The sequence below is a fragment of the Streptomyces sp. Edi4 genome (genome assembly GCF_040253615.1).
Taxonomy (GTDB): Bacteria; Actinomycetota; Actinomycetes; order Streptomycetales; family Streptomycetaceae; genus Streptomyces.
Map to the genome: position 1 here is coordinate 3,599,475 of NZ_JBEJGY010000004.1, position 23,521 is coordinate 3,622,995.

22 protein-coding genes are annotated in these 23,521 nt (G+C 71.7%); 13 read left to right on the top strand and 9 right to left on the bottom strand.

The window, feature by feature from the left end:
- The first annotated feature begins 20 nt into the window (after positions 1-20).
- Positions 21-1,136, top strand: a complete 1,116-nt coding sequence (locus tag ABR738_RS18380; protein WP_350231070.1) for a cytochrome P450 — start codon at positions 21-23, stop codon at positions 1,134-1,136.
- Positions 1,133-2,773, top strand: coding sequence for an AMP-binding protein (locus ABR738_RS18385; protein ID WP_350231071.1), 1,641 nt, complete (start codon positions 1,133-1,135; stop codon positions 2,771-2,773). The genes ABR738_RS18380 and ABR738_RS18385 overlap by 4 nt, the downstream gene beginning before the upstream one ends.
- Before the next feature lie 54 nt (positions 2,774-2,827).
- On the opposite strand, the gene ABR738_RS18390 is transcribed toward ABR738_RS18385, so the two are convergent.
- Positions 2,828-3,373: an EF-hand domain-containing protein gene (locus ABR738_RS18390; RefSeq protein ID WP_350231072.1), complete on the bottom strand. Its 546-nt coding sequence runs from the start codon at positions 3,371-3,373 to the stop codon at positions 2,828-2,830.
- A 502-nt stretch (positions 3,374-3,875) separates the two neighbouring features.
- Between ABR738_RS18390 and ABR738_RS18395 the strand changes: the two genes are divergently transcribed.
- Positions 3,876-4,529 (top strand): DUF4360 domain-containing protein, encoded by a 654-nt coding sequence (locus tag ABR738_RS18395; RefSeq protein WP_350231073.1) that lies wholly within the window; start codon positions 3,876-3,878, stop codon positions 4,527-4,529.
- A gap of 111 nt (positions 4,530-4,640) precedes the next feature.
- Here ABR738_RS18395 and ABR738_RS18400 read toward each other — a convergent pair whose 3' ends face one another.
- Both ABR738_RS18400 and ABR738_RS18405 read right to left on the bottom strand, forming a co-directional pair.
- Positions 4,641-5,615, bottom strand: a complete 975-nt coding sequence (locus ABR738_RS18400; RefSeq protein WP_350231074.1) for a TolB-like translocation protein — start codon at positions 5,613-5,615, stop codon at positions 4,641-4,643.
- Positions 5,616-5,999: 384 nt separating this feature from the next.
- Positions 6,000-6,971, bottom strand: a complete 972-nt coding sequence (locus tag ABR738_RS18405; protein WP_350231075.1) for an SDR family NAD(P)-dependent oxidoreductase — start codon at positions 6,969-6,971, stop codon at positions 6,000-6,002.
- A gap of 65 nt (positions 6,972-7,036) precedes the next feature.
- Between ABR738_RS18405 and ABR738_RS18410 the strand changes: the two genes are divergently transcribed.
- Positions 7,037-7,609, top strand: coding sequence for a TetR/AcrR family transcriptional regulator (locus ABR738_RS18410; protein WP_350231076.1), 573 nt, complete (start codon positions 7,037-7,039; stop codon positions 7,607-7,609).
- Between the two features lie 336 nt (positions 7,610-7,945).
- Here the strand turns inward: ABR738_RS18410 and ABR738_RS18415 are convergent, their stop codons facing one another.
- Together ABR738_RS18415 and ABR738_RS18420 are read right to left on the bottom strand one after the other, a co-directional pair.
- On the bottom strand, positions 7,946-8,755 hold the full coding sequence (locus tag ABR738_RS18415) for a helix-turn-helix domain-containing protein (protein ID WP_350231077.1): 810 nt from the start codon (positions 8,753-8,755) through the stop codon (positions 7,946-7,948).
- 40 nt (positions 8,756-8,795) lie between these two features.
- Positions 8,796-9,317, bottom strand: coding sequence for a DUF6879 family protein (locus ABR738_RS18420; protein WP_350231078.1), 522 nt, complete (start codon positions 9,315-9,317; stop codon positions 8,796-8,798).
- A gap of 92 nt (positions 9,318-9,409) precedes the next feature.
- Here ABR738_RS18420 and ABR738_RS18425 point away from each other — a divergent pair, with 92 nt between their 5' ends.
- Positions 9,410-9,625 carry a hypothetical protein gene (locus ABR738_RS18425; RefSeq protein WP_350231079.1) on the top strand — a complete coding sequence of 72 codons (216 nt, stop codon included), beginning with the start codon at positions 9,410-9,412 and terminating at the stop codon, positions 9,623-9,625.
- A 97-nt stretch (positions 9,626-9,722) separates the two neighbouring features.
- The gene (locus ABR738_RS18430) at positions 9,723-10,403 is read left to right on the top strand and encodes a GDSL-type esterase/lipase family protein (RefSeq protein WP_350231080.1); all 681 of its coding nucleotides are present in this window, start codon (positions 9,723-9,725) and stop codon (positions 10,401-10,403) included.
- A 70-nt stretch (positions 10,404-10,473) separates the two neighbouring features.
- Here ABR738_RS18430 and ABR738_RS18435 read toward each other — a convergent pair whose 3' ends face one another.
- Entirely contained in the window at positions 10,474-11,379 is a 906-nt protein-coding gene (locus ABR738_RS18435; protein WP_350231081.1) for an NADP-dependent oxidoreductase, read from the bottom strand.
- A gap of 151 nt (positions 11,380-11,530) precedes the next feature.
- On the opposite strand from ABR738_RS18435, the gene ABR738_RS18440 reads away from it, so the two are divergent.
- From ABR738_RS18440 to ABR738_RS18455, 4 genes are all read left to right on the top strand, one after another.
- On the top strand, positions 11,531-12,853 hold the full coding sequence (locus ABR738_RS18440; protein ID WP_350231082.1) for a LuxR C-terminal-related transcriptional regulator: 1,323 nt from the start codon (positions 11,531-11,533) through the stop codon (positions 12,851-12,853).
- Between the two features lie 290 nt (positions 12,854-13,143).
- Positions 13,144-14,862: a bifunctional 3'-5' exonuclease/DNA polymerase gene (locus ABR738_RS18445; RefSeq protein WP_350231083.1), complete on the top strand. Its 1,719-nt coding sequence runs from the start codon at positions 13,144-13,146 to the stop codon at positions 14,860-14,862.
- Between the two features lie 394 nt (positions 14,863-15,256).
- Positions 15,257-16,723 carry a GH1 family beta-glucosidase gene (locus ABR738_RS18450; RefSeq protein WP_350231084.1) on the top strand — a complete coding sequence of 489 codons (1,467 nt, stop codon included), beginning with the start codon at positions 15,257-15,259 and terminating at the stop codon, positions 16,721-16,723.
- On the top strand, positions 16,720-18,006 hold the full coding sequence (locus tag ABR738_RS18455; RefSeq protein ID WP_350231085.1) for an MFS transporter: 1,287 nt from the start codon (positions 16,720-16,722) through the stop codon (positions 18,004-18,006). The genes ABR738_RS18450 and ABR738_RS18455 overlap by 4 nt, the downstream gene beginning before the upstream one ends.
- Before the next feature lie 95 nt (positions 18,007-18,101).
- Here ABR738_RS18455 and ABR738_RS18460 read toward each other — a convergent pair whose 3' ends face one another.
- On the bottom strand, positions 18,102-18,437 hold the full coding sequence (locus ABR738_RS18460) for a hypothetical protein (protein ID WP_350231086.1): 336 nt from the start codon (positions 18,435-18,437) through the stop codon (positions 18,102-18,104).
- 471 nt (positions 18,438-18,908) lie between these two features.
- Between ABR738_RS18460 and ABR738_RS18465 the strand changes: the two genes are divergently transcribed.
- A complete protein-coding gene (locus ABR738_RS18465; protein WP_350231087.1) occupies positions 18,909-19,094 on the top strand; it encodes a hypothetical protein in 186 nt (61 codons plus the stop codon).
- A 98-nt stretch (positions 19,095-19,192) separates the two neighbouring features.
- On the opposite strand, the gene ABR738_RS18470 is transcribed toward ABR738_RS18465, so the two are convergent.
- Positions 19,193-20,053 (bottom strand): class I SAM-dependent methyltransferase, encoded by an 861-nt coding sequence (locus ABR738_RS18470; protein WP_350231088.1) that lies wholly within the window; start codon positions 20,051-20,053, stop codon positions 19,193-19,195.
- Positions 20,050-21,375, bottom strand: a complete 1,326-nt coding sequence (locus tag ABR738_RS18475; RefSeq protein ID WP_350231089.1) for a cytochrome P450 — start codon at positions 21,373-21,375, stop codon at positions 20,050-20,052. The genes ABR738_RS18470 and ABR738_RS18475 overlap by 4 nt, the downstream gene beginning before the upstream one ends.
- A gap of 332 nt (positions 21,376-21,707) precedes the next feature.
- Here ABR738_RS18475 and ABR738_RS18480 point away from each other — a divergent pair, with 332 nt between their 5' ends.
- Together ABR738_RS18480 and ABR738_RS18485 are read left to right on the top strand one after the other, a co-directional pair.
- Entirely contained in the window at positions 21,708-22,649 is a 942-nt protein-coding gene (locus ABR738_RS18480) for an ABC transporter ATP-binding protein (protein ID WP_350231090.1), read from the top strand.
- Complete coding sequence (locus tag ABR738_RS18485; RefSeq protein ID WP_350231091.1) at positions 22,646-23,521, top strand: ABC transporter permease; 876 nt, start codon at positions 22,646-22,648, stop codon at positions 23,519-23,521. The genes ABR738_RS18480 and ABR738_RS18485 overlap by 4 nt, the downstream gene beginning before the upstream one ends.

A 23,521-nucleotide genomic window follows, 5' to 3' on the forward strand; every position in this document is an offset into this window, starting at 1 on the left:
GCCCCCGCAGCGAGCGGCGGGTGTACCTGCGCGGAACCGAGCCGGCGGAGCGGTTCTTCGGCGCGGGGGACGACGAGCTGTCCCACGCGCAGGGCTGGGACGTGGTCTTCGGCGGAAGGTTCGGCCGGGGTGTCCTCAATCTCGACGGTGAACCTCACCGTGCCTACCGGCAGGCCCTCGTGCCGCTGCTGCGCCGCAACACGGTGACCTGCCATCAGGGAACCATCACGGAACTGCTGGAGCGCTCGCTGCTGTCGCTGCCCCTGGGCACGCCGGTGGACCTGCACGCCTTCACCCAGTTGCTGGCCTTCAAGGTCGCCGCGCGCGTGTTCGCCGGGATGGACGAGGACGAGGCCCAGGAACTCCACGGCCTGTTCGGCCAGTTGCGGACACCGCCTGCGGGGGATCTCGGCACGCCCGGCGGGAACGCCGCGGCCCGCCGGGTGGGCCGTGCGCGGCGCCGGGTGCGCGAACTGCTGCGCGGTGCTGTCGGCCGCCTGGAGCACACCGACGGGCCGGTGCGGCGGCTGCGCGCACTGCCCGATCCGCCGCCGGACGACGTGATCGGGGAGAACATCGCCATCCTGATCCTCGCGGGGTACGAGACCACGGGATACCTCAGCGCCCGGCTGCTGTGGCTGCTGGCCCGCCATCCGGGGGAGCAGGAGGCCATCCGCGCGGAGCCGGGCGACCCTTCGGCTGCGCCGCGGCTGGACGCGGCCTTCCAGGAGGCGGCCCGCCTGCACCCGCCGCTGGCCTGGCTGCCCCGCAGGGCCACCGCCGATCTCGTCCTGGGCGCCACGCGCATCCCGGCCGGCACCGAGGCCTTCTACTCCGTCACAGACACCCAGCGTGATCCGGACCTCTTCGCCGAACCGCATGCCTTTCGCCCCCAGCGCTTCGCCGACGGCGAGCGGCACGGCCGTTTCGCGCTCACGCCGTTCGGCGCCGGACGGCGGATCTGCGTCGGCATCCACCTCGGCACCCTGGAGACGAAACTGATCGTCTCCCGCACGGTCCGTGAGTTCCGGCTCAGTGCCGCGCCCGGCCCCTACATCGGCGACCTCTCCTCCAACGGCTCCACTGTCACCCCCGCCGCGCCGCTCCTGGCCCGGCTCGACCGGATCTGCGGATGACCATGAACACGCTCGACCACCCCACCCTCTGCGACGCTTTGCGCGCCCTGGCCCCCCAGGCGTCGGTGGTCTACCCGCGCACCGGCGAACGGCTGGACGCCACCGGCCTCGACACCGCCTCGGCACAGGTCGCACACCGCCTGGTGGCGGCCGGGGTACGCCCCGCGGACGTCGTGGGCCTGCTGTCCCCGACCGGCCCCCAGGTCCTTGCGGGTCTGCTGGGCATCATGCGCGCCGGGGCCGCGGCCAGCCTGTTCCCGACCACCGGTGCTGTGCCCGAGCGCGAGGCCCAGCGGCTGGCCCCCGCGGTCGACACCGCCCGGATGCGCCACCTCGTCGTGCACCCGGACTGCGCGGACACGGCGCAGGCCCTCAAGCACCTGCGCCCCGCGCTGACCGTGCTGGACACCGACACGCCTCGCGGGCCGGCCCCCGCCGGGCCCCTGCCGCCCGTCGCGCCCGATGATCTCGCGGTGGTCCAGTTCACCTCGGGCAGCACTTCGGCGCCCAAGGGGGTGATGCTCACGCACGCCACCGTACTGGCCGGGCTGCGCGCGATCACCGCCTCCGCGCGGATGAACGCCGACGACGTGATGGTGACCTGGGTGCCGCACTTCCACGACATGGGCCTCTTCGGCCCCCTGGCGGTCCTCGCCGCGGGCGGCAGCGTGTACGTGCTTTCGCCGCTTGAGTTCGTCCGTCGCCCGGGCAACGTCCTGCGCCTGCTGGCCCAGACCCGCGCCACCCTGCTGACCGGGCCGAACTTCTCCTACCAGCGCCTCGCCGCCGCGGCCCCCCCCGAACTCGCCGCACAGCTGGACCTGTCACGGTGGCGGCTGGCCTTCAACGGAGCCGAACCCGTCCGGGCCGACACCGTCGACACCTTCACCACCCGCCTGGCACCGGCACACGTCGCCCCCTCGACGATGTACCCCGTGTATGGGATGGCCGAAGCCACCTTGGCCATCACCTTCCCACCCCCCGGCACCGCCCCTCGTACCGTGCACCTGGACCGCCGTCATCTGGCCGACGACCGGCTCGCCGTAGCCGTGCCAGCGGACCACCCCCGGGCGAAGTCCCTGGTCAGCGTGGGCCGGCCGGTCCAGGGCATGCGGCTGCGGCTGGTGGACGCGGCCGGAACGGTGTGCGAGCCGGGCCGGCTGGGCGAGATCCAGATCGCCGGGCCCGCGGTCACCACCGGCTACTACGGGGACCCGGCCGCCACCGCCGAGGCCTTCGACGGCAGCTGGCTGCGCACCGGCGACCTCGGACTCCAGCTCGACGGCGACCTCTTCGTCACCGGACGCCGCAAGGAAATGATCATCGTGAACGGGCAGAACCACTTTCCCGAAGACGCCGAAAACCTGGCCCGCGAACAGCCCGGCGTACACCAGGGCCGGTGCGTCGCCTACGCGGACACGACCGGTGAACACCTCACCCTCGCCGTCGAGATCACCCCGGGCGGCGATCCCGCCACCGTGACCGGACAGATCCATCGCATGCTCTCCGACCACCTGGGCCTGGCCGCCGTACGCGTCCACCCGCTGCGCCCCGGCCGCCTTCCCCGCACCACCAGCGGCAAATGGCAGCGCGGCCTGGCCCGCGCACTCGTCGCCGGGGAAGCGGCGAAGGAGTGAGACACCGCTGCGCCTGCCGCATGAGCGGCAGGCGCAGCACTACGGCACAGGGCGTCAGATCTTGCCGAAGAGGTGGTTGCCGCCGGCGTCCTCGTCCTCGCTCAGGAAGAACTCCTCGATGGCCTTCGCCAGTTCGGCCTCGCTGACGTATCCGTCGCCGTCGAGGTCGATGCGCGCCATCGCGGCCTTGTGGTCCTTGTCCCCCATGCCCAGACCGGTGTGCGCCTTGGCCAGCTCCTCACCGTCGAGCTTGCCGTCGCCGTTGGTGTCGCACAGCCTGATGATCGCCTTGGCCACCGGCTCGATGAGCTGACGGTAGCTCTCCCCCTTCGCCGCGTCCGAGCGCAGCCCGGTCACGTACTCCTCGCGGCTGACCGAACCGTCACCGTCCGCGTCGAGACTCTGCCTCATCCCCTCCCACAGGGCCCGGTAGGCGTCGCTCAGCGCGCGGTACTTCGGCGATTGCGGCGTCTGCGCGAACTCCTTCCCCATGCGGGTGACGATCAGGTCGAAGTCCTCCTGGCTGATCCTGCCGTCACCATTGGTGTCGATGAGGTCGAAGTGCCGGGAGATCTTGCGGGTCAAGACGTCAGCGGACATAGAACGCTCTCCTTGCTGCGGAAACAAACCAGGACATCACGCAGCGTACACGTCTGAACGCGTAGCGTCAGCACGGGAATTCGCGGACCGCCGCCCGGAACCGGCCGCCCCGGCGCGGACACCACGGCTGCCCGAGGGCGTCAACGTCATGGGCGGCGTGGCCGGTGCCGCACGGGAAGGCCACGTTCACCGCCGCATCGATCGCGAGCTCCGCGTCGCGCACGTCGTGCCGCGCGTCACACCCGGCACCCGGCCCCCGGTGCACCGTCGCGCCCCGCGCCGGGCCCCGCGTCACGGCCGATAACCGCTCTATTGCGTACGCCCCTTGGTCCCTACCATCCAAAGCGATCCGGCGCGCTCCGCACCACGGGCCGGACCGATCGACGACGTTTGACATGTTCATGCCTCAACTGGACCACTGGGTCACAGCGACGGCAGGGACATGCGGCTGGACCCCCCACCTGACGCACGGCCACCGACATCGACAACCGATCGGAGCATCATGCCCGGTGCACTTCTCGGGGGCGCCGCGACCGCGGCCTTCCTCGCGTCCTCGCTCTTCACCGCCACACCCGCCGCGTCCGGCATCACCGCACCGCCCGACAAGATCGTGATCGAGATCGCCACCGTCAACGGCTCGGGCTGTCCGCTCGGCACCGCCGCGGTCGCCGTCTCGCCGGACAACACGGCCTTCACCGTCACCTACAGCCAGTACCTCGCACAGGTCGGCACCGGCTCCAAGCCGACCGACTTCCGCAAGAACTGCCAGCTCAACCTGATCGTGCACGTCCCATCGGGCTTCACCTACGCCGTCGCGAGCGCCGACTACCGCGGCTACGCCCACCTGGAGAGCGGGGCGAGCGCCATCCAGAAGGCCTCGTACTACTTCCAGGGCTCACCGGACACGGCGAGCAGATCGCACCCCTTCACCGGCCCCTACGACGACAACTGGGAGGCCACCGACTCCACCGACTGGGGCCAGCTGGTCTGGGCCCCGTGCGGCGTGCAGCGCAACTTCAACATCAACACCGAGCTGCGCGCGAGCGCCGGCACCTCCGACCCGCACACCAACAGCTTCATCACCATGGACTCCACCGACGGCGACATCCAGACCATTTACCACCTGGCGTGGAAGGAGTGCCCCGGACAGCGCTGAGCGCACGAGGGGGGCCCGCGCCCCACGCGTGGGCCCCTCGGCGGCGTGCCCCAACAGGCCGCCCGCGTTCCAGGCTTCCGGCACTTCCGGCACTTCCGGCACTCCCGGCCCTCAGGCGCCGCGCCGCCGCAGCACGCGCTTCGCGCCCATGCAGAGCGCCGTGGCCAGCGCCAGAACCATCGCGCCGAGCGCGAAGTTCCCCGTCCCGCCGCCATCACCCGATCCGGTGGAACTCGCGCCCGCCGAAGGCGACTTGGCGCCGCCCTCTTCAAGAGGGACGCGCGCCACCGGGCTGTTCTCGCCCTCCGAGCCGACCATGAGGGCGGCGCCGTCGGGGGTGTAGGTCACCGACTCGGACTGGCGCTGCACCGGCGTGCCCGGCACCGCGTGCCAGTCGCCCAGGGGGACCCCGCTCCCGCCCTTCCAGGCGTATTCGGCCAGCGCGAAGTAGCCCCGCAGGGCGAGCTTCGTCCCGTCGGGCGAGAACGCGCCGTCGGTCACCCAGGGCACCTCACCGACCTTGCGGAAGACGTTCGTACCGGAGGCCGACAGCGTGGCCGGGCCCTCGTAGAGGTTGCCGCCGCTCTCGCGCTTGGAGGCGATGTAGACGCGGCCGGTCTTCGGATGCACCATCAGCGCCTCCGCGTTGCGCGGCCCGTCGGCGTACTGGACGACGTACTGCGTGGCCTTGACCGTCTGGTCCTCCAGGCGGGCCGGTTCGTGGAAGCGGTAGATCCACACGTGGCTCCAGGCACCGTCCAGGTTGTCGCCGATGTCGCCCACATAGAGGTCGCCGTCGGGTCCGATCGAGATGGCCTCCACATCGCGCGGATGCCCCACGCCCTCCATCGTGACCCGCGCGAGGGTCTGCCCGGTCTTCGCGTCCACGGCGTACACATAGGGGCCGTCGCCGCTGTCGTTGTGCGTCCAGTAGACGCCCGGGTGGGCGCGGCTCGCGGCGAGCCCGCTGGACTCCTTGATCCGGGGGTCCTTGATGGTGAACCCGCCGTCGTCGGCCACGGCGGGCCCCGCCGCACACACCAGGACGAGCCCGGCCGTCCCGCACACCCTCAGAAGCGAACGCATGTCCCCAGTGTCCCCGCCCTCACCGACACCCCGGTGAGCCGAAGCACGATAGTTGTCACCGTCACGGCCCCGCCGACTGGGACTGAACGCGGCACGAAGCAGGATGGTTGTCACCAACGAGGCACTGTTGTTGTCACCGACGCCGAAGTTGCAGCCTTGTTGTCACCACCTGAGGTAGCCGTCAGAGCTCTGGCCAGCGATGGACTCGAACTGTCCCGTCGCGTTGAGTCTGTCCGTGGATCTTGTGGTGAGCTGCGGGGTTGCCAGGTGGAATGAGAAGGCTTGACGCGGGATTCTCAGTGCGCCTGGCTTCCGCGGAATCCGGGGGCGGTGGGCTCGTCGCTGCCTGGGCAGTCGGGCGCGGGGGGTCGTGGCGCCGGGAGGTCAGGTGCGGAGCAGGTCGGTCGAGACCGCCCACAGGCGCACGGCGACAGCGGGATCGAGCGCCCATTCCTTGACGCCATGCGGGTGTTGCGCGAGGTCGGCGTCGTTCGGCACGGTGTAGGCCTCCTGCGAGTCATCGAGGTAGTGGCCTCCGGAGTGGGCGAACTGCGGGGCGACGGCCGCGACCATGGTGGTGGCGGCTCCCTGCTGGACCGTTTTGTACGTGAAGACTCCGGCGGCCTCGGCTGCATCGAGTGACTGCTTCTGCTGCGCGGTGAAGTTCCGCTGCAGACCCGTCGCGACGCCGCCGGGGTTCACCGCGTTGGCGACGATGCCGTCGGACGCCCACAGGCGGGTCGCCTCGACGGCGAACAGGGAGTTCGCCGTCTTCGACTGAGCGTAGGCGATCTGCGGGTCATAGCTGCGCCGCTCGAAGTGGAGGTCGTCGAAGTCGATGCCGGAACGCATGTGCGCCGTTGAACTGACCGAGACGATCCGTGCCCCGTCGCGCTCGGACGCTCCGAGGGCCAGGGCGCGGTGCAGCCCGATGGCGAGTGCGAGGTGACCCAGATGGTTCGTCGCGAACTGCAACTCCCAGCCCTCGCAGGTTCGTTCGAGGCCGCCGGTGACCACGCCCGCGTTGTTGACCAGCAGGTGAAGCGGGCCGCTCCACGCGTCGACGAACGACGTGACGGTGGCCCTGTCGGCGAGGTCCAGACGGACGACTCCGGGGCGGATCCCTCCGGTCGAGCTCTCGATCGTTCCGGCGACGGCAACACCCCCAGCCGTGTTCCGCACGGCGAGCGTCACTTGTGCCCCAGCTGCGGTCAACGCGCGAGCCGTCTCGATTCCGATCCCGGAGGAAGCTCCCGTCACGATCGCGCGGATGCCGGTGAGGTCAACGCTCCGCACCACCTCGTCCGCCGTGCTGGAGGCAGTGAAGGACGTGGAGAGAGGTTCGCGAGCCGTCATACAGCGAGGCTATACACACTAAACTGTACTTGTATAGCTAGGATCCCGCTCCTATGCTCGCCCCCATGAGCAGCCCCGAGGCCGGCCCCCTGTCGTCGCCAAGCACCGATACCGACCGTCGGACCACGATCCTGGACTCCGCTCTCGCGACGTTCGCTCGATTCGGCTACCGGAAGACCTCGATGGAGGAAGTGGCACGGGCTGCGCACATCTCCCGCCCCGGGCTCTACTTCCTCTTCTCCTCGAAAGAGGCTCTGTTCCGTGCTGCCGCGACCCAGGCCCTGGAACGCGACATCGCAGTGGTCGAAGACGTCCTGGCCGATGCCGACCGTCCTCTTCCGGAACGCCTCGTCGAAGCCTTCGACCAATGGGCGGGCCGCTACGTCGGCCCGCTGGCGCGCGATGTCGCCCTGGTCATAGCGGACAACCCCAACCTCCTCGGAGAGATCGCACAGACCGCTCCACGACGTTTCGAGGAATTGATCACGCATGCGATCGCCGTTGAGTCAGGACAAGAGACGGCCGCCCCCGTCGCACAGACGATGATCAGCGCATCGATCGGCCTCAAGCACCAGGCCGCAACGCGGGAGTCCTACCTCGAGCGCCTGAAGGTAGCCATCGAACTCCTGGTGCACTGAAGGCATGCGGCGTACCGCTTGTGCCCAGGGCCGGTACCTCCGGCCCTCGCGTACAGCCGCAAGCGCCCGCGGCAGGAACGATGAGAACGCGGCCTACGAAGTGAGACCAAACCACCTGAGCGAGGCACAAGGCCCTGCCCGGCACGCGAAACGGTGAGAATCCGCCATCTGTCATGCGACAGGACACGTGGCCAAGGCAATCGACAACCGCTCGCACCAACGGTGACAACCAGCCTGCCTATGTGACAACTACCGTGCTTCGGCTCACCCGGCCCCCTACCCGCGCCGTGCGCGTCGTCACCGGCACGTCGGGCCGGCTGCGGACGTGAAGCGCTTTCAGCGGTTGAAGTGGTCAAATGCGGCCTGGATCATCTCTCTCGCAGGTCGGCCGTACACCGCGTTCCGCCTGTGCAGCTCAAACGTCTTCATATAGGTCTCGATCCCACCCGGTGCCGTGACGCTCATCTCCGCGGAATAGGTCTCGACCATGACGAGCTTGTCGTCGAACATGGCGAAGCCATGTCCGATCCAGATTCCGAGCGGGGCATCGCGGGGGACCATGCCCAGGCTCAGTCTCGGGAGCGACATCACGTTCATCAGCCGGTCGAGCGCACCTCGCATCACTCCCGCCCCTCCATGGTTCGAGTAGAGGGCCTGCTCGCCGAGGACAACGGTGAAGATGCGGTTCCCCGCCGACAGGTACACCTGGCGCTCAAGCCGCTTCGCCACGGCGGCTTCCGTGTCTGCCGGCGTTCCGTACAGGTTGGCCGCTTTTTCGAAGATGGCCTCGGCGTAAGAAGCAGTCTGGATGGCGCCCCGGATGACGTTGGGCTCCCAGATCCGGAAGACCTTGGTGCGCTTGTAAAGCGACAGCGACCTCGTCTGCCGTTTCTCGGCGCCCTCTTGGAGCTGGCGACGCCACTCCAGCCACAGCTCATCGATGTGGCGAAGGGGAGCGACGAGGTCGCCGAGGACGACCTCCCGCCCAGTCTTCTCACACCAGATGCGGAGGTCGGCCTCGCTCGCGTTCTGCTTGCCCGTCTCAATCCGAGAGACCTTGGACTCCGCCCACCCCGTGGCCTCGGCAAAAGCCTTGCCGCTGGCGAATCCCGCGTCCTTGCGATATCCACGCAGCCGGGCGCCCAACGCCTCTCGTGTCGCCTGTGCTCTGTTACTCACTGATCAGTCAGGGCTTGTACTCGGAGTGCCGCGTCGCGGAGTTCCAGAGCAGGTCCCGCACCCGGGCGCATTCGGCGACCGTGTCCGGATCGCCGATCACCTCGGACCCGAGGGCCCTGCCTGCGTCATCGAAGTGGCCTACGGCCAGAAGCTTGTCATCGAAGAGCCACCAGTCCTTACCGCCGAGCGGAAAAGAGAGGCCCTGGGGAAGCTCATGGCGCCGAAGCCACCGAATCTGCTCGCCGGCCTCCTCGTTGAGGTGAGTGCTTTCGTGCTCCCAGCGGATGTACGGGGTATGCGGTTGGGTCGCGACGCGGACGCGCCGGACTGTCCTGCCCGCCTGAGTGAGCTGCCGAATCATCGAAAGCCACGAGTCCATGAAGGTGTTGTCGACCACTCCCGCGAGCCACCTCTCGTACGGACCCTCCTCCAGAGGAACTGAGTAGTCGTCCCTCAGCTCCAGGCGAAAGGCATCGCGCGCGAAGGACTCAAAGAGCTGGTTGCGCTCGGCGCTGGAGATCAGCTCCACGAGGGTCCTCCAGAAGGGCTGCGATCGCGGGTCTCGGCCGAGCCCACCTGGTCCGATCCCACCTGACGTTCGCGATCCGGGAACGCACGCAGTTGTGGCTCGCGGAGAAGCTGCTCGCCGGCGCCATCGCCCTGGAGGACTTTCGTCGCATCGTCCTCCCCCGCCGGCTGGGTGGGGAGGCGCTGGTGCATCAACTCGGCGCGGTGCGCGAAGAGCTGGTGAAGTACTTGCAGCAGGTCCTCGACCTGATCGGGACCGCTCCAACCGTCATCAAGGAAGCGTTGACGGAGCTGGAATACAGGACCTGAGTGAATGGACCATTCCTCGTCCACGGATCCCGCCGGGGCGGCCAGGGTGTTCACCGTCACGTCGCCCCCGGCGTACCGATCGGTAATGATGACCCCCATGCGTTTTCTCTTCGTCGGTGACTCCATGACCATCGGATGCCCCGGCGACTTCACCTGGCGCTACCGCATGTGGCGCCACCTGGAGGCGTCCTTCGAGGGGCCGTACGAGATCGTCGGGCCGCGCACCGCGCTGTACGATCCGGCGGCCGGGGCGGCCGTCTCGGACGCCTACGCCGATCCCGCCTTTCCGCCCGCTTCCCGACGGCACCTGGCCGGCTGGGGCGAGGGGTGGCTGCACATGGCGCCGCTGATCGGCCCGGCGGTCGCCGAGAGCCGGGCCGACGTGCTGCTCGTCTCGCTCGGCCTGATAGACCTCGGGTTCTACACGGACGCCGACCAGACCGTCGCGAACTTCGCCGCGTTCGTGGCCAACGCCCGCGCCGCCAACCCCCGCGTACGCATCGTCTGTCTGCCCGTCATCCCGAACATCAGGGCCCGCGACGACGCCGCGTTCGCCGCCGAGGTGGACCGCTTCAACGTGCTGCTCGCCAAGGGCGTCGCCGACCTCGACACGGCCGCCTCACCGCTGCTGCTGGCCACGGTCCCCGACACGTACGACATCCACGCGGACACCTACGACGGTACGCATCCGGGCCCCACCGGCGAGCACAAACTGGCGGCCGCCTTCGCCGGGGCGCTGCACGGCGCGTGGGAACTGGGCGGCCGCTACGCGCTGTAGGAGGCCCGCTCCCGGATCACGGAACGGGCCTCTTCGCGGCGTACCGCGCACCCCCCGAGCCCCCAGGACGTCACGGCGCGAGGGCGAGTTTGCCCCGGACGTGCCCGCCCTCGCTGAGCTCCTGGGCCTTGGCGGCGTCGGCGAGCGGGAACGTCCCGGCGTGCCGGACCCGCAGCCGGCCCGCGGCGGCCAGCTGCGCGTGGGCGGTGAAGACGGGCCGGGGGTCGGGCGTGACCTCGCCGCTGAAGACGACGCCGGACTCGGCGGCCCTCGGGTCGGCGATGGTGACGATGCGGGAGGTGGCGCCGCGCAGCTCGATCGAGTCGGGCAGCGCGCCCTGGCCGGCCGCGTCGTAGACCGCGTCGACACCCTGTGGTGCCAGGGCGCGTACCCGCTCGGTGAGACCGGCGCCGTACGCCACCGGGATCGCGCCCAGTTCGCGCAGGAAGGCGTGGTTGTCCGGGGACGCCGTCCCGATCACGGTGGCGCCCCTCGCCACCGCGAGCTGCACGCCGACCGATCCGGTCACACCCGCCGCGCCGTGCACCAACAGCGTCTCGCCCGCGCCCAGTTCGAGCAGGTTCAGGACCCGCTCGGACGTCTCGCCCGCGATGGGCAGCGCGACGGCCTGCTCCCAGGTCAGTCCGGCCGGCTTGGGCACGACGTGGGTGGCCAGGGCGTACGCGGCGTACGCTCCGGTGTCGGCCTGCCCGAACACCTCGTCGCCGACGGCGAAGTCCGTGACACCTGGCCCCAACTCGTCCACCATGCCCGCCAGTTCGAGGCCCGGGACCGCGGGAAAGGCCACCGGGAAGAAGTGCTCCATCGTGCCGCCGCGAATCTTGTGGTCGACCGGGTTGACGCCCGCGAGGACCACCTTGACCCGCACCTGGCCCGGGCCCGGCCGGGGCTTGTCCACCGTGGTGAGCGTCAACACCTCGGGTCCGCCGAACCGTTCGTACACGATCGCTTCCATCGCCGCGCTCCTCGCATCTGTTCATCCGCCGTCCTCGGCGTCGTGGGACAAGCCTCCATCGGCCCGCAGCCCGAAGCGGCCCGTCCTATGGCCGGTTCGACCTGGCCGGAAGGCGGGGCGCCGGGGCCCGCGCGGGCCGTACGCTGAGGCGATGGAGCCCCGCACGATCCGCAGCACACCCGCCGACGCCGCTTCGGCGCCCATCGCCTTCGCGCTCGGGCGCGCCGCCGAGCTGGTGCGCTCCCCCATGGACCGGATCCTGCCGCTCCTGTGCGAAGCCGTCGCCCCGCTGGTCGCGCACACGGTGGCCGCCGAGTTGTCGGGGCAGTGCGCGCACTCGCCGTTCAAGGTGCACGCTGTCACCGGTGCGGGCCCGCGGGTCGGCGTCTCCGATCTCCAGGCGCTCGGCCCGCTCGTCGAACCGGGCCGCCCGTGGCAGGGCACGGCCATGGTCGGCGGCGAGGAGCACACCGTGGTCGCGGTCGCGAGCGAGGCCGCGCCGATGGCCGTGCGGCCCCCGCTGCTGGTCCTTGTCCGCGCCTCGCCGGGGGAGGTGCTTGCGCCGGCGGACGCGAGGACCGTCCAGGATCTGTGGGACCTGGTGACCGGCCACCGGGCGCGCATCGCGATCGAGGCGGTGCCCGGCGCGCTCGCCCAGTCGCGCTCGACCGCCGCCGAGCGGGCCCGGGTGATCGCCGAACTGGGTGAGGCCCACGAGGCCACGCTCCTCGCGCTGTTGGGCGTGCTGCGCGGCAAGGGCCTTGAGGACCGCGACGCACGGGCCCGCGCCGTCGACATCGCGGGGTCCGCCCTCGTCGCGCTGCGCGCCGTGGCCGACCGCGACCAGGAACTCACGCGGGAACCCGCCGCCGAGGCCTTCACCCGGCTCACCGAATCCCTGACCCCGCTGACGCGCCACTGCGAGGTGCGCCTGGAGTTCTCGCCGCCGGAGGCCGAGACCGCCGAGGTGTCCCTGCCCGCCGAGATCGCGCACCTGGCGCGCGCCGCGGTACGCACGCTGGTGCTCGCGATGGCCGGGCAGCAGGGCGTGCGCCGCATCCACGTCCGCTGGCGGCTCGACCACCGCCAACTGGTCGTGTCGGTACGGGACGACGGGCCCGGCGAGCTGGGGCACGCCACGCTCGGCACGCTCGGCACGCACCAGGTGTCCGAGCGCCTGGCCGCGCTCGGCGGGGTCCTGGCCGTGGACGCGCTGCCCGGCTGGGGCACCACCGCCACCGTGACCCTGCCGCTGGACACCGCGCCGGCCCCGCGCGTCGATCCGCTGGCCGCACTGCATCCGCGCGAGGCGGAGGTGCTGGGCCATCTCGCCCAGGGGCACCGCAACCGGACGATCGCGCAGGAGCTGCACATCAGCGAGTCGACGGTGAAGTTCCACGTCGCCAACATCCTGGCGAAACTGGGGGTGAGCTCACGGGGCGAGGCGGCGGCGGTGCTGCACGCGGTGGCGTGAGGCCGAGGCGCCAGCGGGGCGCGGGGCCACGCGGGTCGCGGAGCCGCCCGGTTCACCCGGCCACCCGGGTCGCGGGGCCACCGGGGTCGCGGAGCCACCCGGGCCACCCGGCCACCCGGGTCGCGGAGCCACCGGCGTCGCGGCGCCACCCGGCTCATCGGGCCACCGGGGTCGCAGGGCCGGCCGGGCCGCGGCACCACCGGGGTCAAGACGGGTGTGGTGGCGGGCCGGGGCGCGTGGCCGGTCGCGGCGCGGTGCCGTTGTCAGTGGCGGGTGCCAGACTCGATCGCGTGAACGAACGGTGGGCCATCGAGGCGACCGAGGGCGGCGGCGCACGGCTCGCGGCCCTCGGGGACGACGGGCTGCCGCTTGGCGGCGTCCATGAGGAGGCCGACCTGGTGGCGGCGGTCCGCGCGCGGCCCGGCGCCGCCCGCTGGGTGTGGCGCTCCAGCGCCGACATCTACCCCCGGCTGCTCGCCGCCGGCGTCCGCGTCGAGCGGTGCTACGACATCGAGGACGCCGAGCTGCTGCTGCTCGGCCACGAGGGGCGGCACGGCGAGCCCCGCTCGGCGGCCGCCGCCTGGGCCCGCCTGCACCACCGTCCCGTGCCGCCGGACCCACCCGCGCGGGCGGCCGAGCCCGGCGCGCAGTCCTCGCTCTTCGAGCCGCACGGCGCCACAAACGTGCCCTTCGACGCGCTCCTTGAGGTGTACGCGGACCAGCAGCGCCGCCACGAGCGCGCCGAACACCCCGACCGGATGCGGCTGCTCACCGCGTCCCAGTCGGCCGGGATGCTGGTGGCCGCCGAGATGCGCCGGGCGGGGCTGCCGTGGCGGGCCGATGTGCACCGCGCGCTGCTGGAGACGCTGCTCGGCGAGCGGTACGCGAGCGGGTCGCCGCGTACCGGCGGCGGAGGCGAGCCGCGCCGCCTGGCCGAGCTCACCGAGCAGGTGTCGGCGGCGTTCGGCCGCCGGGTCAGGCCCGACCTGCCGGCCGACGTGGTGAAGGCGTTCGGCGAGGCCGGGCTGCGCCTGAAGTCCACCCGGCGCTGGGAGCTGGCCGAGCTCGACCATCCCGCGGTCGAGCCGCTGATCGAGTACAAGAAGCTGTACCGGATCTGGACGGCCCACGGCTGGAGCTGGCTCCAGGACTGGGTGCGCGAGGGCCGCTTCCGTCCCGAGTACACCCCGGGCGGCACGGTCAGCGGCCGCTGGACGACCAACGGCGGCGGCGCGTTGCAGATCCCCAAGGTGATACGGCAGGCGGTCGTCGCCGACGAGGGCTGGCGCCTGGTGGTGGCCGACGCCGACCAGATGGAGCCGAGGGTGCTCGCCGCGATCTCCCGCGACCCCGGCCTGATGGAGGTGGCGGGCCACGACGGCGACCTGTACACCTCGCTGTCCGACCGGGCCTTCTCCGGCGACCGCGACCACGCCAAGCTGGCGCTGCTCGGCGCCATCTACGGCCAGACCTCGGGCGACGGCCTGAAGAACCTGGCCGCGCTGCGCCGCCGGTTCCCCCTCGCGGTGGCGTACGTGGACGACGCGGCCAGGGCCGGCCAGGAGGGCCGTCTCGTGCGTACGTGGCTTGGCCGCACCAGCCCGCCGGCGACCGGCGCGGGCGAGACCGAAGAGGCGGGCATGCCCCAGGAGCCGGATGCCCAACTCGGCGGGCCCGGGGGCGAGTTCACGTACGGTTACGCTTCGAGCGACGCCCGTGCGCGCGGGCGATTCACGCGCAACTTCGTGGTGCAGGGCAGCGCCGCGGACTGGGCGCTGCTGATGCTCGCGGCCCTGCGCCGGGCGATCGCGTCCGCCGGGCTCCGGGCCGAGCTGGTCTTCTTCCAGCACGACGAGGTGATCGTGCACTGCCCCGCCGACGAGGCCGCCACCGTGACGCGGGCGATCCGCGAGGCGGGCGAACTCGCCGGCCGCCTCACCTTCGGGGACACGCCGGTGCGGTTTCCGTTCACGACGGCGGTGGTGGAGCGCTACTCGGATGCGAAGTGACCGGGTGCGGCGGCCCGGGTGCCGCGGGCCGGGGTGCGGCGGCCCGGGTGCGCGGGCCCGGCCTCACGTGCGGGCCGTGCGGGGCTGGGCACGCGGGCCCGGAGTCTCACGTGCGGGCCGTGCGGGGCTGGGCACGCGGGCCCGGAGTCTCACGTGCGGGCCGTGCGTGGCCGGGCGCGCAGTTCCCCGCGCCCCTGGCAGGGCTGGTGCGGACCCTCGTTGTCGAGCTCCCCCAGTACCCCAGTACCCCAGCACCCCAGCACCCCCAGCACCCCCAGCACCCCAACGCCCCCAGGGCCCCCAGGGCCCCCAGGGCCAGGCTCCCTGACCGCAAAACCTGAAACTTGTTCACTTTCCATTGACAGGAGCCGCCCCCGGGCCCAAAGGTTCCCCCATGACGCCGCCGCCGCGCACGCCGCTGCCCGCCTTTCCGCCCGGCTTTCTGTGGGGGGTGTCCGCCTCCGCGTTCCAGATCGAGGGGGCGGTGGACGCCGAAGGGCGGGGGCCCTCGGTGTGGGACGCGTTCACCAAGGAGGCCGGGCGCGTCAAGGACGGTTCGCACGCGGACGTGGCCACCGACCACTACCACCGCTACCGCGAGGACGTCGCCCTGATGGCCGGGCTCGGCGTCGGCGCGTACCGCTTCTCCGTCTCCTGGCCCCGCGTCCAGCCCACCGGCACCGGCCCCGCCCACCCCAAGGGCCTCGACTTCTACGACCGGCTCGTCGACGAACTGTGCGCCGCCGGCATCGCCCCCGTGCCCACCCTGTTCCACTGGGACACCCCGCTCGCCCTCGAAGAGCGCGGCGGCTGGCTTCAGCGGGACACGGCGGAACGCTTCGCCGCGTACGCCGCGCTCGTCGGTGAGCGCCTGGTCGACCGGGTGCCTCGCTGGATCACCCTCAACGAGCCCGCCGAGGTCACCCTGCTCGGGTACGGGCTCGGCGAGCACGCGCCCGGCCGGCGTCTGGTCTTCGACGCGCTGCCCGCAGCCCACCACCAACTCCTCGCCCACGGCAGGGCGGTTGAGGCGCTGCGTGCGGCCGGGGCGCGCGAGATAGGCATCGCCGCCTCGCACAGTCCGGTCCGTACGGCGGGCGACACCGACGAGGACCGCGCGGCGGCCGCGCTCTACGACACCCTCATGAACCACCTCTTCGCCGACCCGGTCCTCACCGGCGCCTACCCCGACGACTGGGCCGCGCTGATGCCGGGCCCGGTGGCCGAGGACTTGAAGGTCATCTCCGCCCCGCTCGACTGGTACGGGATCAACTACTACAACCCGGCGCTGGTCGGGGCGCCGAGGCCGGACGCGGCCACCAGCGTGGCCGGGATCGCGCTCCCGCCGGACCTGCCGTTCGGCGTGTACGAGATCGAGGGCCACGAACGGACGGATTTCGGCTGGCCGGTGGTGCCCGATGGGCTGCGCGAGCTCCTGGTCGCCTTCCGCTCCCGTTACGGCGAGGCCCTTCCCCCGCTGTACATCACCGAGAACGGCTGCTCCTACGGGGACGGGCCCGACCCGGCGCGCGGGGGCCGCGTCGCCGACGCCCGGCGCATCGCCTACCACGACGGCCATCTGCGCGCCCTGCGCCGGGCGATGGCCGAGGGCGTCGACGTACGCGGCTACTTCATCTGGTCGATCCTGGACAACTTCGAGTGGGCGCAGGGGTATCGGCAGCGCTTCGGGCTCGTCCATGTCGACTACGAGACCCTGGCGCGCACCCCCAAGGACTCCTACGCCTGGTACCGGGATGTCATCGCGGGCACGAATCCCGGCGCGGCGGATTCCGGGTCGGCGGACCCCGGCACTGCGGAGCCCGGGAAGGCGGATCCCGGCGCGGCGGGGGCCGCCCGGTGACGGTCGGGCCCGGGGCCGGAGCCCCGGGCGCCGCCGAGCGGGGCGGTCGAGGCGGCCAGGGCTGCGAAGGCGGTGAACCCTGGGCCGGCGGGCGCTGGGTGGGGGCGCTCGCGCTGGCCAATCTCGGGGTGTGGGTGGGCTGGTTCGGCCCGCTGCAACTGCTGCTGGCCCGCCAGGCGCAGCACTTCACCCCCGGCCACAAGGCCTCGACGCTCGCGCTGGTCACCGGGATCGGCGCCGCTGTCTCCCTGGTGGCCAACCCGGTGTTCGGGGCACTGTCCGACCGGACGACGGCGCGGGTGGGGCGGCGCGTCCCGTGGGTCGTGGCGGGCGCGGTGGGCGGGACCGCGGGACTGCTCGTGCTGGCGTGGGCGCCGGACGTGGCCGTGATGACGGCGGGCTGGTGCCTGGTGCAGCTCGCCCTGAACGCCTCCTTCGCCGCATTGACCGCCGCCGTCCCCGACCAGGTGCCCCACCGGCGGCGCGGCATGGCCGGCGGCTGGCTCGGGGTGTCCCAGGTCGGCGGCGTCCTGGTGGGCACGGCGCTTGCGACGGCGGCGGGCGGCATCGCCCTGGGATACGCGCTCTGCGCGGCGTTCTCACTCCTCGCCGTCGTCCCCTATGTGGCGATGCGCCGGGACACCGCGCTGCCGCCCGACGCGCAAGTGCCGTTCTCCATACGTCAGTTCATGACCGGGTTCTGGATCGACCCCCGGCGCTTCCCCGACTTCGGGTGGGCGTGGCTGACCCGGTTCCTGATGAACCTCTCGTACTCCATCAGCACGATGTACCTGCTGTACTACCTGACGGACGCGGTGCACTACTCGGGCGACGCCGACACCGGGGTGCTCATCCTGACCGCGCTGGACGCGGTGACGCTGCTGGCCACCGTCGTGATCGCCGGCGTCTGGTCGGACCGCACGGGCCGGCGCAAGGTCTTCGTCGTCCGGTCCGGGCTCGTCATCTCGGCGGCGACGCTGCTGCTCGCCATCTGGCAGACATGGACCGGCGCGGTGGTGGCCTCGCTGGTGCTCGGCGTCGGCTACGGGGTGTACACCGCCGTCGACTTCGCCCTGCTCACGGACGTCCTGCCGAGCGCCGCCGACCGGGGCCGCGACCTCGGCGTCATCAACATCGCCAACGCGCTCCCCCAGGTCCTGGCCCCCGCGATCGCCGCGCCGGTGGTGACCCGGCTCGGCGGATACGGCGTCCTGTACGCGCTCGCCGGGGCGATCGGGCTCGCCGGATCGCTGCTCGTGGGCCGCATCCGGTCGGTGCGCTGAGCCCACGCCGACCCAGGGGGAAGCGCCTTGGGGCGACACGGGCGGACGCCCCGGACCACGGGGTCCGGGGCGTCCGTCGCTCTGCTGCCAGGGGATCAGGTGCAGCAGGAGCAGGGGCAGCAGCAGGAGGTGCCACCGGCGGCGACGTCGGCCAGGTCGCCCTCGGAGAGCTCCGCCATGTCGATCTGCGGGGTCTGGGGGATGTGGAACTCGAAGCGGCCCGAGGCGAGACCCGCCTCCCACAGCTGGACCTGGACCTCCAAGTCGCCGTCCGCCTGCCCCTCGGGGACGGTGCGGACGACCACGATCTCGGCGCCCTCCGGGACGGTGAGCCCCGCCTCGGCCAGCGCCGAACGGGGGTCGCTGCCCAGCTTCGCCGCGAACGTCTCGCTCGACCAGGCGGTGATCAGTGCCCGGGTGTAACCATTCACGAATTCAGCACGTGCACGGGGATCCAAAGCCACGGAATTCTCCTTCGCAGAGCGGATGAACAAGGGGGTCCCCCCTGGTCCTTAAGGCCTTGGGGGCGGGTGAGCGGTGCGGGTCGACAGTTGCCGAGACAATTGCCGAAGCGTTTCTGTCGGCCGGTCGAACTGTTTCCTTGGCGACGTCCATAAATCTGACACGCGTTCGCCCCGGCGCCAAGACCTAAAATGCGATGCGGAGGCCTCCCGCCCAGGTGTACGCATACGTACGAGGCGGAGTGCGCCGCGCTCGCGCCGGCGTCCCACAACGGCGTCAAGGCCCGCCAACCCGCCCCCAATTGTTAAGCATTGAGCGGCATCAGGGGTTCCGGTACATTCTCGCAACGGAGCCATTTTGCATACGTAGTGCCGCCAGGCGAGCGGTACGGGGATACGTGTCGATCCGGTGGTGTACGCATTTCCGCAAAGGAGTTTCCGGTGAATCCCAACCTCAAGATCTTCATCACCATCTTCTGCTACATCAGCGGTGTGGCGGGCCTGTTCAGCGCGGTGACGGCGGCGATCCACAAGCCGGTGGAGTCGACCACGGCCATCGTGGCGGGCGTGATCGGCGTGGTGTTCCTGCTGGGCGGTGTGGCGCTCACCCGCAAGCCGCGCTACTGACCCCGGCCACGGGGCCCCGGGCCCCGCTGCCGGACCCGGCCGTCCGGCCGGACCCGAGGACCACGGTGCGCTGACCCGGCGCCGTGGTCCTCGGCGTTTCAGGGGGCCTTGGGCCGGGCGCCTTCCTCCGGTCCGCCCCCGCCCGCCCGGGCCGCCGTGCCCGTCGCGACGAAGCCGACCAGCATCACCCACGCCTCCGGGTCCTCCTGGAAGCGCCGCCAGCGGTCGGCGGCCAGGGCGAGCGCGGCGAGCGGGAGGCGGCCGTCGGCGACCAGCGGTTCGAGGCGCTGGGGGCCGAGGTGGGGGGCGAAGTCGGCGACCGGGCGCTCGTCGCTGCTGGTGGCGAAGAGCCGCAGGGCCACCTCGTCGAATCCGGCCGCGCGCAGCATCCTGGTCATCCGGCGGCCGACGGTGCGGTCGCCGCCCGCGCCGCGCTGCGCTGCCGCCAACGCGGCGTGGATGGGGCCGAGTTCGGGATAGACGGGCTCGGCAAGACCCCAGCAGCCGTTGTCCACCTCGATGGTGATGACCCTGCCGCCCGGCTTGAGGACGCGGGCCACCTCGGCCAGGGCCGCTCCCGGTTCGGGCAGGTGCTGGAGCACGTACCGCAGCAGTACGGCGTCCACGCAGGCGTCCCGCAGCGGCAGCCGGCCCGCGTCCCCGACCACCCGGGCCGCGCCCTTCGCGGTGTTGTGTCCGAGCAGCGTCTCGTCGATGTCCAGGGCGACGACGTCGAGGGCGGGCAGCGCGGTCCGCAGCCGCCGGGTGACCGCGCCGGGACCCGCGCCCAGTTCGAGCAGCACGCCATGCTCGGGCAGGCCCAACTGCCGCAGTACGCCCAGCTCTTCGGGGAAGGACAGGCAGGCCTGGGCCTCCAGGCGGGCGAGTTCGCCGCCGAGGCCGCCACCGGTGGTGTGCGCGGGGTCGTAGGACCCGGCGGGGCGGGCGGGGGCGCTCATCGGGATCTCGCGATCATGCGCATGCCGTGCTTGGGGCGCAGGGTGACCAGGGCCTCCGGCTCCACCGGGAAGCCCTCGACCAGTTCCAGGCGGACCCGCTGGGCCAGCGTCGCGAGGACGAGGACCGCCTCCACCAGGGCGAAGTGCTGCCCGATGCACACCCGGTCGCCGCCGCCGAAGGGGAGGTAGAGGTGGCTGGGCCGCACGGGTCCTGCGAACCGGGCCGGGATGTACGCATCGGGCCGCTCCCAGTAGCGGGGGTCGCGGTGCAGCACCCACTGGCTGACGCAGACCAGGGTGCCGGGCGCGACGTCGTAGCCGTCGATCACGTCGGCCGCGCGGGCCCGCCGGGTGGTGAGCCACACCGGCGGGTAGAGCCGCATGGCCTCCTGCACGGCCCGCTTGCAGTGCACGAGCCGGGGCAGATCGGCGGCGGTCGGGGTACGGCCGCCGAGCACCCGGTCGACCTCCTCGTGGACCAGATCCGCCTCGGCCCTGTGCTGATCGAGCAGGTACAGGGTCCAGGTCAGCGACTTCGCGGTGGTCTCGTGCCCGGCCATGATCAGGGTCAGCACCTCGTCGCGCAGCTCCCGCTCGCTCAGCGGGTGCGGGCCGCCGAGCAGGGCGTCGAGCAGGGTGGCACCGTCGGCGCCGCCCGCGACCCGGCGCGCGCCTATCAGGGTGGTGGTGACCAGGCCGAGGAAGGCGCGGGCCCGGGCGAAGTCGCGCTGCCTGCGGGCGGTGTCGTCCGGGTCGGGATCGTCGGGCGGTACGTAGTGGCCGATGCACCGGTTGACGGCGTCGACCGCTTCGCCGAAGCCCTCGCCGATGCCGGTGAGGTCGGCGCCGAGGATCGCCCGGGTCACGATGGTCAGGGTCAGCGCCGCCAGGTGGTGGTCGACGGCGAGCGGGGTGCCCTCCGCGATGGCCGGCTCCCACTGGTCGATCAGGGTGCGGGCCGCGTCGGTGATCACCGTGTCGAAGGCCTTCACCGCGCCGGGCCTGAAGGCCGGCGCGCACTGGTGGCGCTGGCGGGCCCACTCCTCGCCGTCACTGGTCAGCAGGCCGTTGCCGAGCAGCGGGCGCAGCATGCGGTCGTCCGGGGTCCGCTCCTTGCTGTAGTTGGCGCCGTTGTCCTTGAGGACGTGGCGGACCAGGTCGGGCCGGTTGAGCAGGTACACGGTGTCCCCGTCGGCCCGATGACACGTCACATCGCCGTAATCGCGGGCCAGTTCGGTGACGAAGGCGAGCGGAGCCTGCCGCATCCGCTCCAGATCGACCTGGTCCGCCGGGCCGGGCGGCAGGGTCAGTTGCTCGGGCATGGGACGGACCGCCTGTCCTGGGTAGGGGTCGGTGATTTCCGCGCGTACGCGGGAGGGGCCACGGGACGCCGATACGTACGCGCAAACATTTCGCGATACGTAAGAACAAGGGCCGCGCATACGTAACGTCGCGGGCCCTGATACGTACGGCACCGGGGCTCGATACGTACGGCGCACCTGCGTCCGGCGGGGCCGGGCGCCGCAATCTAGCGCGGTCGGGTCAACGGGTTCAATACGTCGGTACTGCCGCCCAGAAGTGAAGTATTGGCCTGGTACGGGCCCCGTGGCAGGCTGCCGGAGGGATCAGGATTCAGTGGAAGAGGAGCAGCCTGGTGATCGTCGACGAGGGCAACCCCATCACCGTACGAGGACTTCGAAAACAATACGGAGACCACGAAGCGGTGCGCGGCGTGGACCTTGATGTATTTCCCGGTGAGATCTTTTCACTGCTCGGTCCGAATGGCGCCGGAAAGAGCACCACGGTCGAAATTCTGGAGGGAATTCGCCACCGCAGCGGGGGCGAGGTGACCGTGCTCGGCGAGGATCCGAACCGCGACCGGCGCTCCTGGCGGGCCCGGATCGGCGTGGTGCCCCAAACGACCGGCAGCTACCCGGACTTGACGGTCCGTGAGGTGGTCTCGCACTTCGCGGCGTTCTACCCGGCGCCGCTCCCCGTCGACCAGGTCATCGACATGGTCGGGCTCACCAAGCACCAGCGCAAGCAGAGCCTGGCGCTCTCCGGCGGTCAGCAGCGGCGCCTGGACGTGGCCGTGGGGATCGTGGGCGATCCCGAGCTGATCTTCCTGGACGAGCCGACCACGGGCCTGGACCCGGTCGCCCGCCGCGAGGCCTGGGACCTGGTGCGGTTCTTCGCCGACCGGGGCACCACCACCGTGCTCACCACGCACTATCTGGACGAGGCGGAGGCACTGGCCCAGCGGGCCGCCGTCATCGTGGAGGGCCGGGTCGTCGAGGTCGGGCCGCTGGACCAGCTCGGCGACCGCGCGCGGACCCCGGCCACCGTCTCCTTCCAGCGCCCGGCCGCCCTGGACGGCCTGGCGCTGCCTGGCCTGCCGCCGGGCGAGCGGGCCGAGGAGCACGGCAGCGCGGTGAGCGTGCTGACCGAGCAGCCCAGCCAGGTGCTGCGCATCCTGCTCGCGTGGGCGGACGCCGCGAACGTGCCGGAGCTGCCCGATCTGCGGGTGCACCGGCCCAGCCTCGAAGAGATCTACCTGGACCTGATCCGGCGCAACAGCGAACTGGGGGCGTCATGACCACCACCACCGAGCCGTCGGCGTCGGGCCGCCCGGCCACGGCCGCCCGCAGGGACCCGGCGACCCAGCGCCCGATGCCTGGCATGTGGCGGGCGGGGCTCGCCAGGAGCTCCGTCGAACTCAAGGCATTCTTCCGCAACAAGCAGTCGCTGATCTTCACGCTGCTCTTCCCGGTCCTGCTGCTCCTGGTGTTCGGTTCGATCTTCTCCGGCACCGTCAAGGGCACCGGGACCGACGTCAAGCAGGTGTTCATGGCCGGGATCATCGCGGCCGGCGTGATGAGCACGGCGTTCTCGGGCCTCGCCATCAGCATCGCCATCGAGCGCGACACCGGCACGGTGCGGCGCCTGGGCATCACGCCGATGCCCAAGTCGGCCTACTTCATCGGCAAGTTGATCCGGGTCATCGTCACCGCCGTCCTGGAGACGGTGCTGCTCGTCGGGATCGCGGTCCTGCTGTTCGGTCTGCCGCTGCCGAGCACCGCGACGCGCTGGGCGACGCTCGGCTGGGACCTCGGGCTCGGCACCATCGCCTGCTCGCTGATCGCGGTGGCCTACAGCGCCCTGATCCCCAACAGCCGGTCGGCGGCGGCGATCGTGACGCCGGTGTTCATGGTCCTTCAGTTCATCTCCGGTGTCTTCTTCCCGTTCAACCAGCTCCCGTCGTGGATGCAGGGCGTGGCGGCGCTCTTCCCCGTCAAGTGGATGGCGCAGGGCTTCCGTTCGGTGTTCCTGCCGGACTCCTTCGCGGTCGTGGAACCGGCGGGCTCCTGGGAGCTCGGCCGCATCGCCCTGGTCCTGGCCCTGTGGGCGCTGGGCGGGGCGGTGCTCTCGGCGCTGACGTTCCGCTGGCGCGGGCCCCGGGTGAACTGA